Source organism: Pseudarthrobacter sp. RHLT3-21 (assembly GCF_059383495.1).
In genome coordinates this window covers 89,137-102,226 of the sequence record NZ_JBWZCI010000013.1, presented here as the reverse complement: position 1 = coordinate 102,226, position 13,090 = coordinate 89,137, and the positions used below count along the sequence as shown (strand labels likewise).

General features: G+C 66.1%; 12 protein-coding genes. 3 read left to right on the top strand and 9 right to left on the bottom strand.

From position 1 onward, the window contains the following. Window positions 1-123 precede the first annotated feature (123 nt). Both AC50YA_RS14780 and tdh read right to left on the bottom strand, forming a co-directional pair. Window positions 124-1,320: a glycine C-acetyltransferase gene (locus AC50YA_RS14780; RefSeq protein WP_494983016.1), complete on the bottom strand. Its 1,197-nt coding sequence runs from the start codon at window positions 1,318-1,320 to the stop codon at window positions 124-126. Window positions 1,321-1,328: 8 nt separating this feature from the next. After that, window positions 1,329-2,375, bottom strand: a complete 1,047-nt coding sequence (gene tdh / locus AC50YA_RS14775) for an L-threonine 3-dehydrogenase (protein ID WP_494983015.1) — start codon at window positions 2,373-2,375, stop codon at window positions 1,329-1,331. Between the two features lie 135 nt (window positions 2,376-2,510). On the opposite strand from tdh, the gene AC50YA_RS14770 reads away from it, so the two are divergent. Further along, window positions 2,511-3,422 carry a LysR family transcriptional regulator gene (locus AC50YA_RS14770; protein WP_494983014.1) on the top strand — a complete coding sequence of 304 codons (912 nt, stop codon included), beginning with the start codon at window positions 2,511-2,513 and terminating at the stop codon, window positions 3,420-3,422. A gap of 54 nt (window positions 3,423-3,476) precedes the next feature. Here the strand turns inward: AC50YA_RS14770 and AC50YA_RS14765 are convergent, their stop codons facing one another. The 5 genes from AC50YA_RS14765 to AC50YA_RS14745 all read right to left on the bottom strand — a co-directional run bounded on the left by AC50YA_RS14765 (window position 3,477) and on the right by AC50YA_RS14745 (window position 9,339). After that, window positions 3,477-4,112: a hypothetical protein gene (locus tag AC50YA_RS14765; protein ID WP_494983013.1), complete on the bottom strand. Its 636-nt coding sequence runs from the start codon at window positions 4,110-4,112 to the stop codon at window positions 3,477-3,479. A 202-nt stretch (window positions 4,113-4,314) separates the two neighbouring features. Further along, window positions 4,315-5,823 carry an Asp-tRNA(Asn)/Glu-tRNA(Gln) amidotransferase subunit GatB gene (gene gatB, locus AC50YA_RS14760; RefSeq protein WP_494983012.1) on the bottom strand — a complete coding sequence of 503 codons (1,509 nt, stop codon included), beginning with the start codon at window positions 5,821-5,823 and terminating at the stop codon, window positions 4,315-4,317. Further along, complete coding sequence (gatA, locus tag AC50YA_RS14755; RefSeq protein ID WP_494983011.1) at window positions 5,823-7,406, bottom strand: Asp-tRNA(Asn)/Glu-tRNA(Gln) amidotransferase subunit GatA; 1,584 nt, start codon at window positions 7,404-7,406, stop codon at window positions 5,823-5,825. The genes gatB and gatA overlap by 1 nt, the downstream gene beginning before the upstream one ends. A gap of 3 nt (window positions 7,407-7,409) precedes the next feature. Next, window positions 7,410-7,706 (bottom strand): Asp-tRNA(Asn)/Glu-tRNA(Gln) amidotransferase subunit GatC, encoded by a 297-nt coding sequence (gene gatC / locus AC50YA_RS14750; protein WP_141940678.1) that lies wholly within the window; start codon window positions 7,704-7,706, stop codon window positions 7,410-7,412. Between the two features lie 145 nt (window positions 7,707-7,851). After that, a complete protein-coding gene (locus tag AC50YA_RS14745; RefSeq protein ID WP_494983010.1) occupies window positions 7,852-9,339 on the bottom strand; it encodes a CitMHS family transporter in 1,488 nt (495 codons plus the stop codon). 224 nt (window positions 9,340-9,563) lie between these two features. Here AC50YA_RS14745 and AC50YA_RS14740 point away from each other — a divergent pair, with 224 nt between their 5' ends. Then, window positions 9,564-11,300 carry a sensor histidine kinase gene (locus tag AC50YA_RS14740; protein ID WP_494983009.1) on the top strand — a complete coding sequence of 579 codons (1,737 nt, stop codon included), beginning with the start codon at window positions 9,564-9,566 and terminating at the stop codon, window positions 11,298-11,300. Then, complete coding sequence (locus tag AC50YA_RS14735) at window positions 11,293-11,955, top strand: response regulator (protein WP_494983008.1); 663 nt, start codon at window positions 11,293-11,295, stop codon at window positions 11,953-11,955. Before AC50YA_RS14740 ends, AC50YA_RS14735 begins: the two co-directional genes overlap by 8 nt. A 183-nt stretch (window positions 11,956-12,138) precedes the next feature. Here the strand turns inward: AC50YA_RS14735 and AC50YA_RS14730 are convergent, their stop codons facing one another. Together AC50YA_RS14730 and AC50YA_RS14725 are read right to left on the bottom strand one after the other, a co-directional pair. Further along, window positions 12,139-12,522: a RidA family protein gene (locus AC50YA_RS14730; RefSeq protein ID WP_494983007.1), complete on the bottom strand. Its 384-nt coding sequence runs from the start codon at window positions 12,520-12,522 to the stop codon at window positions 12,139-12,141. Between the two features lie 38 nt (window positions 12,523-12,560). Continuing rightward, window positions 12,561-13,073 carry a GNAT family N-acetyltransferase gene (locus tag AC50YA_RS14725; protein ID WP_494983006.1) on the bottom strand — a complete coding sequence of 171 codons (513 nt, stop codon included), beginning with the start codon at window positions 13,071-13,073 and terminating at the stop codon, window positions 12,561-12,563. Window positions 13,074-13,090 lie beyond the last annotated feature (17 nt).

Here is a 13,090-nt window from a genome sequence, read left to right as displayed (position 1 = left end):
GCTCCTGCCCCTCCGACGACAACGCATTGTCACCCGCGCCGTCAAACGCAAGATGTCCAACTGGCCACTCAAACGAATACCAAAGAAACCTAAGTAAACGGCATTGGGTTTAGCCCGGCCGGGTTAACCCGCTACTGCGGCACGGCTGGCGACGAACGCAGCCACGCACGCTTCGACGTCGTCCGCTGAGTGCGACGCCGAAAGCTGCACGCGGATCCGGGCGGCGCCACGCGGGACTACCGGGAAACTGAACGCGGTGACGAAGACGCCGTGCCGGAGCATCTGGTCCGCCACCTTGGCGGCCATCACGGCATCCCCGAACATCACGGGAACAATCGCGTGTTCGCCATCCAGGAGTTCGAATCCCTCCTCCGTCATCCGGCGGCGGAACAGCCGGGCATTCTCGAACAGCCGGGTCCGCAGGTCACCGGAGTTCTCCACCAGGTCAAGCGCCTTGATGGTGGCGGCGACGATCGCGGGGGCCAGGGAGTTGGAGAACAGGTACGGGCGAGCTTTCTGGCGGAGCATGGCCACCACTTCACTGCGGCCGGACACGTAGCCGCCGGACGCTCCGCCCAGGGCCTTGCCGAACGTTCCGGTGTAGATGTCCACGCGCCGGGACACGCCGGCGTGCTCGGGGGTTCCGGCACCGGTGGCACCCATAAAGCCGACGGCGTGGGAATCGTCCACCATCACCAGGGCATCGTGCTTCTCGGCGAGGTCGCAGATGGCTTCCAGCGGTGCCAGGTAGCCGTCCATGGAGAACACGCCGTCGGTGACGATGATCTTGCGCCGGGCATCCTTCGCCTCAACAAGCTTGGCCTCAAGGTCCGCCATGTCCTGGTTGGCGTAGCGGAACCGCTGGGCTTTGCAGAGCCGGATGCCGTCGATGATGGAGGCGTGGTTAAGCGCGTCGGAGATGATGGCGTCCTCGGGGCCAAAGAGTGATTCGAAGACGCCGCCGTTGGCATCAAAGCAGCTGGAGAAGAGGATGGTGTCCTCGGTCCCGAGGAACCTGGAGACCCTGGCTTCCAGCTCCAGGTGCAGGTCCTGGGTGCCGCAGATAAAGCGGACGCTGGCCATGCCGAAGCCCCGCGAGTCCATGGCTGACTTCGCGGCGGCGATGATGTCCGGGTGGTCCGCGAGGCCCAGGTAGTTGTTGGCGCAGAAGTTCAGGACGGTGGCGCCGGGCTCCCCGATCTGTCCTGCCGTGACGTGGCTGGACTGCGGGGAGTTGATGCTGCGTTCGGTTTTGAACAGTCCGGCGGTGCGGATGTCGTCCAGTTCAGTCTGCAGCTGGTCCTTGATGGAGGTGTACATGGTGCTCCTTAGAGTTCAGTCCAGTCGAGGACAACTTTTCCGCCGACGCCGGCGCGGGCGGTATCGAAACCTTTTTCCCACTCTGCGGCGGGAAGCTTGTCCGTCACCACCGCAGAGATCCCTGCGTGCAGCACGGGGTTGGAGGAGAGCATGGCGCTCATCGCGTACCAGGTCTCATACATTTCCCGGCCGTAGATGCCCTTCAGGGTCAGCATGTGCGTCACCACTTTGCCCCAGTCGATGGTGATGTCCTGGCTGGGAAGGCCGAGCATGGCAATGCGGCCGCCGTGGTTCATGTTCTCGATCATCTCAGGCAAGGCCGTGGGGTGGCCGGACATTTCCATCCCGATGTCGAAGCCCTCCCGCATGCCGAGTTCACGCTGGGCATCCTTGACGCGCGTGGTGGAGACGTCGATGGCCAGGTCCACGCCCAGCTGGCGGGCCAGCTCGAGCCGCGGCTTGGAGACATCGGTGATGGCGATCTTGCGCGCACCGGCGTGGCGGGCCACGGCAATGGCCATCAGTCCGATGGGGCCTGCGCCGGTGATCAGCACGTCCTCGCCCACCAGGGGAAAACTGAGGGCCGTGTGCACGGCGTTGCCGAACGGATCGAAAATCGCGCCGAGTTCCGGGGTGATGGAGGGATCGTTGTGGACCCAGACGTTGGTCTCAGGGATGACCACGTACTCGGCAAAGGCACCGTCCCGCTGCACGCCGACACTGACGGTATGGATACACATCTGGCGGCGGCCTGCGCGGCAGTTCCGGCAGATCCCGCAGACCACGTGGCCCTCGCCGGACACCCGGTCCCCCACCTTGACGTCGCGGACGCCGTCGCCGATTTCCACAACTTCACCGTAGAACTCATGGCCGGCGATGAGTGGCGCCTCGATCATGCCCTGCGCCCAGGCGTCCCAGGACTGGATGTGCAGGTCCGTGCCGCAGATCCCGGTGGTCATGACCCGGATCTTGACGTCGTTGGGGCCGGCTTCGGGCTCGGGGCGGTCAACCAGCTCGAACCCGGCGTGTGCACCGGACTTGTAGAGTGCCTTCATTGGCTTCCTGACTGTTGGCGGCGACCCGCGGCCTGCGGGTGTGGTCTCCCTTTATTAGAGCCATTTCGAAGCATTAGCACAAGCAGAATTCTCTCAATCGACGATGAAGCATTCGCTAATGCATAGACTGGACGGATGGAAATTCATCAGCTGGAAATCCTTCGCGAGCTGGGGGCCCTGGGCAGCGTGAAGGCGGTGGCGGAGACGCTGATGGTCACGCCGTCCGCAGTGTCCCAGCAACTGGCCCTGCTGCAACGCAACGTTGACGTTCCGCTGACCCGGAAAGAGGGCCGCAACCTGGTGCTGACCGAGGCTGGCCAGGTGCTCGCCGACGCAGGTGCCGCTGTGGTCAGTGCCATGGCGGATGCCCGGACGGCGATCGGCGCCTATCACGGCTCGCCCGTTGGCCCCGTGACCATCAGCGGTTTTCACAGTGCGGGCCAGGCGCTGTTCGCGCCGCTTGCACGCATGCTGGACGCGCCCGGCCAGCCCAGGATCCAGCTTTCCGACGAGGACGTGGCGCAGCAGGATTTCCCGGCGCTGACGGCGCGGTACGACCTGGTGCTGGCGCACCGGATGGACCACAGCCCGCGCTGGCCCGAGGAGCGTGTGGCGGTGATCCCGCTGGCGCACGAACCGCTGGACGTTGCCTTGCCGGCCGGGCATCCCTTGGCGGACCGGGACACCGTCACGGCGGCCGACGTCGTGGGCGAACCGTGGGTGACCAGCCACACCGGTTACTCCCCCGCGGACGTGCTCTCCGCCGTTGCGGCCGTCTCCAGCCGGGAATTGAATATCGTCCATCGGATCAACGACTACTCCACCGTGGCTGCGCTGGTCGCGGCAGGGGGCGTGGTGGGCCTGCTGCCACGGCATACGGCGCGGCCCGTCCTCAACCCGGGCATAGTGCTGCGGCCGCTGGAGGGCATCAGCACCCGCCGGCGGATCGACATCCTGGCCCGCCCGGAGAACCTGAAGCGCCGCTCGGTGATGATTGTGTGCGAGGCGCTGCAGGCGATCATGACCGGGCTGGTGGAACAGGGCTAAGCCCAACTGGGTAGCAGCAGGTGTCGTTTTCAGGGCTCAGAACGACAGTTGGCGCTACTTACTTGGGGCAAGCCGCTTGGCGTGGCCGAGGCCCTTGCCCAGCCCGTGGCCGTGTCCCTTGCCAAGGCCTTTCCCTAGGCCCTTGCCCGGGCCGGTGCCGGCGCCTTCCACGATCTGCCGGGCGGTGGCGTTGTTGCCGCTCTTTACGCCGGAGACCCTGACGGCCTCGCCCGTGGCGATTTCCGCGATGGTGACCTCTGAGCGCTTCAGCCGTTTGCCGTCGTCGCCCGTTGCCGGCGAACCGTCCGCGGCCGGGGCGGGGAACTTGATGATCCTGGTCTCCGCGTTGACTGCGTAGGTCTGGGTGAAGCCGTCCTCGCTCTTGACGGTGACCGAGGTTGCGCTGACGGCGTCCACGGTGCCCTGCTGGGTCAGCACAGTTTCGAACGTCCCGTCCGCCTTCTTCACCACACTTTCACTGTGCAGGTGCTGCGGGCGCTGGGCCTTGGCTGGTTTCTCCTGGCCCGGCGCCTTGTCCGACTTCCCGGGTGCGGTGGCCGACGGAGTCGGTGACGGCGACGGCGTGTCCGTGGCGGACCAGGCGATGGCGACGCCGGTGCCGGTCAGCGCCAGCGCTACTACGCCGGCCAGCAGGACTTTGCGGAATCTCAACGGTTCTTGGACCGACATGGCCATTCCTCCCACAGCACCGGCAGGGCTCCGGTGCCCTGGATCTTCAGTCTAGATCCGGCAAGACCCGCTGACCACGCGTACTTTGCGGCGGAAAGTGAGTACTTAAAGCCCAACCGGGTCGCAGTAGATGTCGTTATGAGAGCTCATAACAGCATTAACTGCGACCCAGTTGGGTTAAATCAGGCGGCTTAGCCCGCGTCTAGCCTTCAACGCCGAGCTTCGCCAGGATCAGCTCCTTGACGCGGCCGGCGTCGGCCTGGCCGCGGGTGGCCTTCATAACGCCGCCCACGATCGCGCCGATCGCCTGGAGTTTGCCGGCGCGGATCTTATCCGCGACGTCGGGCTGCGCGGCGAGTGCGGCGTCGATGGCTTCCAGCAGGGGGCCGTCGTCGGAAACGACGGCGAGGCCGCGCTTCGCCACGATCTCCGCCGGGGTGCCTTCGCCGGCGAGCACGCCGTCCAGGACCTCGGTGGCCATCTTGTTGTTGATCTTGCCGTCCTCCACCAGCTGGTTCAGCTCCACGATGGTGGCGGGTGCGACGCCGAGCTGGCCGGGATCGACGTCGGCGTTCTTGGCACGGCCGACGATCTCGCCCATCCACCACTTACGGGCCACGGAGGCCGACGCGCCGGCGGCGATGGTTTCCTCGATCTCATCCATAACGCCGGCGTTGACGACGTCGCGGAATTCCAGGTCCGAGTAGCCCCAGTCGGCCTGCAGGCGCTTGCGGCGGGCCGCCGGCGGCTCGGGCAGGGTGGCGCGGAGCTCCTCCACCCATTCGCGGGACGCAACGATCGGAACCAGGTCCGGCTCCGGGAAGTAGCGGTAGTCATCGGCGTCCGACTTGGGACGGCCCGAGGTGGTGGTGCGCGTGTCCTCGTGCCAGTGGCGCGTTTCCTGGATGACCGGGTTGCCGGCGTCCAGGACGGCTGCGTGCCGCTGGATCTCGTAGCGGACGGCATGTTCGACGGCGCGCAGCGAGTTGACGTTCTTCGTTTCGGAGCGGATGCCGAAGCGTTCGCGGCCGTGCGGGCGCAGCGACACGTTCGCGTCGCAGCGCACGTTGCCGCGTTCCATTTTGGCGTCCGAGACACCAAGGTTCTTGACAATCTCCCGGACGGCCGCCACGTAGGCCTTAGCCAGTTCCGGGGCGCGGGATCCTGCGCCCTCGATGGGCTTGGTGACAATCTCCACCAGCGGAACGCCGGAGCGGTTGTAGTCCACCAGCGAGAAGTCTGCACCCTGGATGCGGCCCGCGGACCCGCCCATGTGGGTCAGCTTGCCGGCGTCCTCTTCCATGTGGGCGCGCTCGATCTCCACACGAAAGATGGTCCCGTCCGAGAGTTCGATGTCCAGGTACCCGTCGTAAGCGATCGGGTCCTCGTACTGTGACGTCTGGAAGTTTTTGGGAGTGTCCGGGTAGAAGTACTGCTTCCGGGCGAACGTGCAGGATTCGGCGATTTTGCAGTTCAGGGCAAGGCCGATCTTGATCGAGGACTCGATCGCGATCCTGTTCACCACCGGCAGCACGCCGGGCATGCCCAGGTCCACCTCGTTGACGTTGGTGTTCGGCTCGTCGCCGAAGACGTTGGGCGCGGAGGAGAACATCTTGGTCTTGGTGTTGAGTTCCACGTGGACCTCGAACCCCAGGACGGGATCGTACTTCTCCATGGCCTCTTCGAAGCTCAGGGTTGCGTCAGTGCTCATTATTTTGCCTCCTTGGCTTCGACAAGGGTCTCGAGAGGCTCGACCACCGAGGTTTCTGCGAGGGCAGGCGCACGGTCCAGGAGCGGGCCGCCCCACTGTGCCTCAAGCAGGGATTCCAGGACAGCACCCACGCGGTAGAGCCGGGCATCCTCGCGTGCCGGAGCCAGCAGCTGGATGCCCACGGGAAGGCCGTCCTCGTCAGCCAGGCCGCCGGGCAGGGTCAGCCCGGGCACGCCTGCCAGGTTGGCGGGGATGGTGGCGACGTCGTTGAGGTACATCGCCAGCGGGTCATTCAGTTTCTCGCCGAGCTTGAACGCCGTGGTGGGCGCCGTGGGCGAGATCAGGACGTCGGCCTGCGCGAACGCGGCCTCGAAGTCACGCTGGACCAGGGTGCGCACCTTTTGGGCCGAGCCGTAGTAGGCGTCGTAGTAGCCGGCGCTCAGGGCATAGGTGCCAAGGATGATGCGGCGCTTGACCTCGTCCCCGAAACCGGCGGCGCGGGTGGCAGCCATAACGCGTTCGATCGTCATGGGTCCGTCCTCGGGCAGGACGCGCAGGCCGTAGCGGACGCCGTCGAACTTTGCCAGGTTGGAGGAAGCCTCCGACGGCATGATCAGGTAATAGGCACCGAGCGCGTACTGGAAGTTGGGGCAGGACACCTCAACGATTTCCGCACCGGCCTGCTTGAGCAGCTCCAGGGCTTCGTTGAAGCGGTTCTCGACGCCGGCCTGGTAGCCCTCGCCGTGGAGTTCCTTGATGATGCCGATCCGCATGCCTTCGACGTTGCCCACTCGGGCAGCGGCGACGAGGTCTTCCAGGGGGTCGGGCAGGGACGTGGAGTCAAAGGGATCATGCCCGCCGATGACCTGGTGCAGCAGCGCCGAGTCCAGGACGGTGCGGGAAACCGGGCCGATCTGGTCCAGCGAGGAAGCCATGGCGATGGCACCGTAACGGGAAACACCGCCGTAGGTGGGCTTGACTCCCACGGTGCCGGTGACGGCGCCCGGCTGGCGGATGGATCCGCCGGTGTCCGTGCCAAGGGCCAGCGGCGCCTCGAAAGCAGCAACGGCCGCAGCCGAACCGCCGCCGGAACCGCCCGGGATCCGGTCCAGGTCCCACGGGTTGCGGGTGGGGCCGTACGCGGAGTGCTCGGTGGAGGAACCCATGGCGAATTCGTCCAGGTTGGTTTTGCCCAGGATAGGCATTTTGGCGGCGCGGAGGCGCTTGACTACCGTGGCGTCGTAGGGGCTGTGCCAGCCCTCGAGGATCTTGGAGCCTGCCGTGGTGGGCTGGCCGATGGTGACGATGAGGTCCTTGACCGCGATCGGCACGCCGGCGAGTACGTGCAGTTCCTCGGCCGCGGCACCGCCGGCGGCACGGATGGCGTCTACCTCCGCGGCGACGGCGAGCGCTTCCTCGGTGTTGACGTGCAGGAACGCGTTCACGCCGCGTTCACCGCCGTCGACAGCTGCGATCCGGTCCAGGTAAGCCTGCGTGACCTCGACGGAGGTGACCTCGCCGGCGGCGAGCATGCCGGCCAGCTGTGCGGCGGACAGGCGGATGAGTACGTTGGTGTCAGTCATGGTTTATGCCTCATCCAGGATTGCCGGGACCTTGAAACGGTTCTCATCGGAATCCGGAGCTCCCGAGAGTGCCTGCTCCGCGGTGAAGGTGTGGCCCACAACGTCCTCGCGGAACACGTTGGTCAGCGGGATCGGGTGGGAGGTTGCCGGGACGTCGTCACCGGCGGCTTCACTCACGGACTTCACTGAATCAACGATGACGGCGAGTTCGCCGGCCATCCTGTCCAGCTCTTCAGCACTCATCTCGATGTGAGCGAGCCGCGCGAGGTGCGCGACGTCGTCACGGTTGATCGCAGCCATGGATCTCCCCTGCAGGTTCGGATTGTTTTCCGAACCAGTCTAGTGGGGAAACGTCGGTGCCCGTCTGACGACCCCCAGCGGGCGTCAGACGGGCACGTCGGTCCCGTGGTCCCGGTCACGAGGACCAGCCACAGGCAGATACAGACTAACCGATACCGATGGCTCCCGTCAGCATTCCCACACCCAGCATGACGAGGGAAACCACCGCGGTGCGCCACAGGACCTTTTTGTGGTGGTCGCCGAGGTCCACCTTGGCCAGCGAAACCAGCAGCAGGATGGCCGGAACCAGCGGGCTCTGCAGGTGGAATGGCTGGCCGGTGATGGACGCACGTGCCATTTCTGCGGCGCTGACTCCGTAGTGGGCCGCAGTCTCGCTGAGCACGGGCAGGACCCCGAAGTAGAAAGCGTCGTTGCTCATAAAGAAGGTCATGGGGATACTGAGGACGCCGGTGATGACGGCCATGAACGGGCCCATGCTGGTGGGGATGATCTGGACCAGCCACGCGGACATGGCCTCGACCATGCCGGTGCCCTTCAGGACGCCGGTGAGGACGGCCGCGGCCATGACCATGCTGACCACGGCCACGATGGACGGTGCGTGGGCGATCAGCTGCTCCCCTTGTTCCTTGACCTTGGGGAAGTTCACCAGCAGTGCAATGGCGGAGCCCACCATGAAGACAAACGGCAGTGGCACGATGTTGGCCACGAGAACCACCATGACGGCGACCGTCAGTCCGAGGTTGAACCAGAACAGCTTGGGGCGCAACGTCTTGCGGTTCGGGTCCAGTGCGGTATCCGCCATGGCGGAATCCCTTTCATCCACCAGCATTTCCGTGCGTTCCAGGACAGCTACTGACGAGCCTTCCGGAGAGTAGCCGCCGACGGCGGGACTTCCGGTTCCGGGGGTAAGTGACCCCTTGCGGCCGGTACCGGCGGAGGAAGCGGCCGTGCCGCCGTCGGAAGTGCCAGCGTCGAACTTTTCAGCGGTACCGGGGACGCCCCAGATTTCCGGTGCGGTGGCGCGGAGGCGGTTGCGTTCCTGCAGGCCCAGCAGCCAGGCGAAGCCGAAGACCACGACAAGGCCGCCGATGAGGGACGGGATCATCGGGACAAAAACGTCGTTGACGTCCAGGTGCAGCGCGGTGGCGGCGCGGGCGGTGGGGCCGCCCCACGGCAGGATGTTCATGGTGCCGTTGGCCAGGCCGGCCACGCAGGTGAGCACTATGGGGCTCATCTTCAGGCGAAGGTAGACCGGCAGCATGGCGGCGGTGGTGAGGATGAATGTGGTGGAGCCGTCGCCGTCCAGGGAGACCGCGGCCGCCAGAATCGCGGTGCCGAGCACTACCTTGGCGGGGTCATTGCCGAGCTTGCGCAGGATGAACTTCACCAGCGGGTCGAACAGCCCGACGTCGATCATCAGTCCGAAGTAGATGATGGCGAACATCAGGAGGGCCGCCGTGGACGTCATGGACTTCATTGACTCCAGGACCATGTCCCCGATACCCAGTCCGGCACCCGCGAACAGGCCAAAAACGGTGGGGACGATGATCAGCGCCAGTACTGGCGTCAACTTCTTCGTCATGATCAGCACCATGAATACCGCGATCATTGCGAATCCAAGTAATACCAGCACGGCCGGCTCCTTCTTGTGGACAACGCCACCGCAGTGTGACGCGTGCTACAGACATTAGGGTGGCGGAGGTCACGGCCGTGCCTTTGCCTCAATTGATTGGCATACTGCTCGTTCCGAGCGTTTTGCTCATTGTGATCAGCGCCTAGGATGGCAGAAGCACTTTGATTTCCAGCGCCCGGGCTGCCCCGCACATACCTGCGCGTACGACGGCGGAAGGAGCCCGGATGCCACGGCTCGCCATGCGCTTCTCCACCCAGACCCTGCTCCTGCAGCTGGGCGTCGTGCTGCTCGTGGTGCTCCTCAGCGGCGCCGTCCACGCCTGGCTGGTGTCCGTGCGGATCGGCAACGAGGCCGAGAACCAGGCCCTGACCCTCGCCCGGACCGTGGCCTCGGATCCGGACATACGCTCCGCCGTCCAGGCCATCAGCAAGGAAGAGGGCACGCCGCCGGCTCCCGTACTGGCCGCCGGGCCCGTGCAGGCCGCCGCAGAGGCCGCCCGCCTCGGCACGGGCGCCTTCTTTGTGGCGATCACCGACGAAACCGGCCTCCGCCTGGCCCATCCGGACCCTGCCCGCCTCGGCGAGCACGTGAGCACTGATCCCTCGGTGGCGCTTTCCGGTCAGGAAGAGACCACGCGGAACACCGGGACCCTCGGCCCGTCAGCAGGTGCCAAGGTGCCCATCTATGCACCCGGGTCCTCCACAACCGTGGTGGGAATTGTCAGCGTTGGCTACTCAATGGAATCGCTGGGCCAAAGCCTGGCCCGCGACATCTTCCCGATCGCCCTCACCGCAGGCGGAGCGCTGCTCACGGGCGTGCTGGCTTCGTTCCTGCTGCGGCGCCGGCTCCAGCGCCTGACACTGGGCCTGGAGCCTGAGGAAATCAGCACGCTGGTGCACGACCAGGTGGCCGTTTTGCAGGGCGTGGACGACGGCGTCATCGGCGTTTCGGCCGACGGCAGGATCAGCGTGTTCAATGCAGCGGCGCAGCGCCTTCTGGAGCAGCCGGACCTTTCCGGGACGCCGTGGGCCGACGCTCCGGTGCCCAGGCAGCTCAGGGCGCTGACCCGGCCGGACGCCGCGGAGGCGGACGCCATCGAGCTGGTGGCCGGCGGCAGTGTCCTGGTGGCCAGCGCGCGCAAGGCCCTGCATCGAAGCGAGGACCTGGGCTGGGTGGTGATGCTCCGGGACCGCACCGAACTCCAGCACGTCACCCGGCAGCTCGACGCCGTGGGCACCATGTCCACGGCCCTGCGCGCCCAGCGCCACGAATTCGCCAACCAGCTGCACACCATCGCCGGCCTGATGAGCATCGGGCAGCACCAGCAGGCCCGCGATTACCTGGCCGGCCTGGCCGCCACGGGGCCGCTGAAGTTCCCGGTGGACCAGGCGGAACTGTTGCAGGACCCGTACCTGCAGGCCTTTGTGGGTGCCAAGGGCGTGGAGGCTGATGAGCGCGGCGTCACGCTGCGGATCGGGCCCGAAACCCTGGTCCGCGGCCAGGTCATCGAGCCGCAGGACGTGACCACCGTCCTGGGCAACCTGATCGACAATGCGGTCAACGCCGCCGTCGCCGGCTCCTCCCCGGACCGCTGGGTGGAGCTGGAGGTGCTGGATGAACCGCACGACGACGGCGGGACGCTGCACATCGTCGTCGCAGATTCCGGCGACGGGCTCGCCGCCGGGACTGATGCGGAAGCGGTCTTCGCCGAGGGATTTACGACCGCCGCTGACCCCGAATTGGTGGCTCCGGCCGCAGCCGGCGGACGGACCAGTGGGGGGCAGGGGCTGGGCCTTGCCCTGGCCCGGAAGCTGGCCCGGCGCCGCGGCGGGGACGTCCGTTTGCTGGAGCCGGGGACACCGGGCGGACCCGGGGCCGTGTTTATGGCTTCCCTGCCACACACAACGGCGGGGACAACTGCGGGGACCACGGATTTAGCTGGAAAGGACAATGATGCCTGAGGATTTCAGGGTGCTGATTGTGGATGACGATTTCCACGTGGCCAAGCTGCACGCCGCCTATGTGGATTCGGTGGCAGGATTCCTGGCGCTGGCGCCGGTGGGGTCGGCGTCCCTGGCCCTGCAGGCGATCCACAGCCTCCGCCCGGACCTGGTGCTGCTGGATGTCTATCTGCCGGACGCATCCGGGCTCGACCTGCTGCAGCAACTCGACGTGGACACCATGATCCTCAGTGCAGCATCGGACGCCGAGTCGCTGCGGAAAGCATTCCGCCGCGGCGCCCTCGGGTACCTGTTGAAGCCCTTTACTGCCGAGTCGCTGTCGCAGCAGCTGCGTTCGTACGCTCGGTACCGCAGGCTGCTGGGCCAGCCCGGGGCCCTGGACCAGGGCTCCGTGGAGCGGGCCAAGCGGGCACTGATCCCCGGTGACGTGGCGCCGTCGGCCAAGCCCCGCTCGGCCACCGAGGCCGCGGTGCTGGAATCGCTGGTTGCCGGCGAGCAGTATTCGGCGGTGGAAGTGGCCACCCGGGTGGGGGTTTCCCGGGCCACGGCGCAAAGGTACCTGTCCTCGCTGGCCGACGACGGCGCCGTCGACATCCAACTGCGCTACGGGACCACCGGACGGCCGGAACACCGCTACAGCCTCCCGGTCAGCTAACACACACTCGACAGGAGCGCGCCATTGCAAAGCGTCCGAACGCGGGACAGGCATCCGGAAGCGTGCGTCTAAGGGGGCCCACGCCGCCAGGGTTCCCTGTCCGAGCTCGCGAGGAGAGGGTGGCGGTGGGGAGGAACGAGCGAGCACGCGGAGGATGTCTGTCCCGCACAGCGGGCGGATGGGCTAGCTGGCGCTCTTCTGGGCCACGAGCTCGATTTCGACAAGCATTTTCGGGTCAAGGAACGGCAGGACGTGCACCAGGGCCAGCGTGGGGCGGATCTCGCCGAAGACTTCGCCGTGGGCGCGGCCGGCCTCTTCCCATTTGCTGATGTCCGTCAGGTACAGCTTGGACTGGACCACGTCTTCGAAGCTGAATCCGGCATCGGCCAGGACCACGCCGAGCTTCTGCAGGATGTACTGGGTCTGCGTGTAGAAGTCCTCGCCCACAATGCCCTCCTCGCCGCTGGCGGCCGTGGCGGAAATGTAGAGCGTGTTGTCCACCCGGACAGCGCGGGAGTAGCCAAGGGTCTGCTCCCAGACGGAGCCGGTGCCGAATGTTTTGCGCATGGTGGGCCTTTCAGTGCCGAAAATGAGTCGGCACCACTTTAGGTTGGCTGGACGTCCAGCCGGTAAACCAGCAGTTTTATGTCGGTGCCCGGAATCACCCAGTCACGTTCTGGGGCACGCTTGAAGCCGGTCTTCCGGTAGAGGCCATGGGCGCTCTCCCAGGTCCCCCCGGTGGTGAGGGCCACGCCGGTAATGCCCTCCAGCGATTTCGCATGGTCAATGATGGCTTCCACCATGGCCTTGCCCGCGCCGCTGCGCTGCACCGCCGGATCCACCACCAGCATCCGGAACTCCAGCTCATCCGGGAGGGCGATATCGGCGAACGGTTCACCTGCCAGCGCCAGGGTCACGGAACCCAACACCTGGCGGTCACGTTCGGCAACCCAGATGGTGGCCTTCGCTGCGCGGGCGGCAACATCCTGGATCTGCTGCATGTAGGGATGGTCCGCGCTGTCGAAGTAGCCTGCTGCCAGGTACGAGTCCACGGTGATTCTGGCGATGGCCTTGAAGTCTGCCTCAACGGCCGGTCGGATGGTTATTTGCGAGTGCACCTGACAATGCTAGTGGC

Bases quoted from the DNA above. Each gene is read 5' to 3' on its own strand.
- AC50YA_RS14740 (WP_494983009.1), top strand. From the start codon at position 9,564: ATGCCACGGCTCGCCATGCGCTTCTCCACCCAGACCCTGCTCCTGCAG.
- tdh (WP_494983015.1), bottom strand. From the start codon at position 2,375: ATGAAGGCACTCTACAAGTCCGGTGCACACGCCGGGTTCGAGCTGGTT.
- AC50YA_RS14780 (WP_494983016.1), bottom strand. From the start codon at position 1,320: ATGTACACCTCCATCAAGGACCAGCTGCAGACTGAACTGGACGACATC.
- AC50YA_RS14765 (WP_494983013.1), bottom strand. From the start codon at position 4,112: ATGTCGGTCCAAGAACCGTTGAGATTCCGCAAAGTCCTGCTGGCCGGC.
- AC50YA_RS14770 (WP_494983014.1), top strand. From the start codon at position 2,511: ATGGAAATTCATCAGCTGGAAATCCTTCGCGAGCTGGGGGCCCTGGGC.
- gatC (WP_141940678.1), bottom strand. From the start codon at position 7,706: ATGGCTGCGATCAACCGTGACGACGTCGCGCACCTCGCGCGGCTCGCT.
- gatB (WP_494983012.1), bottom strand. From the start codon at position 5,823: ATGAGCACTGACGCAACCCTGAGCTTCGAAGAGGCCATGGAGAAGTAC.
- AC50YA_RS14735 (WP_494983008.1), top strand. From the start codon at position 11,293: ATGCCTGAGGATTTCAGGGTGCTGATTGTGGATGACGATTTCCACGTG.
- AC50YA_RS14730 (WP_494983007.1), bottom strand. From the start codon at position 12,522: ATGCGCAAAACATTCGGCACCGGCTCCGTCTGGGAGCAGACCCTTGGC.
- gatA (WP_494983011.1), bottom strand. From the start codon at position 7,406: ATGACTGACACCAACGTACTCATCCGCCTGTCCGCCGCACAGCTGGCC.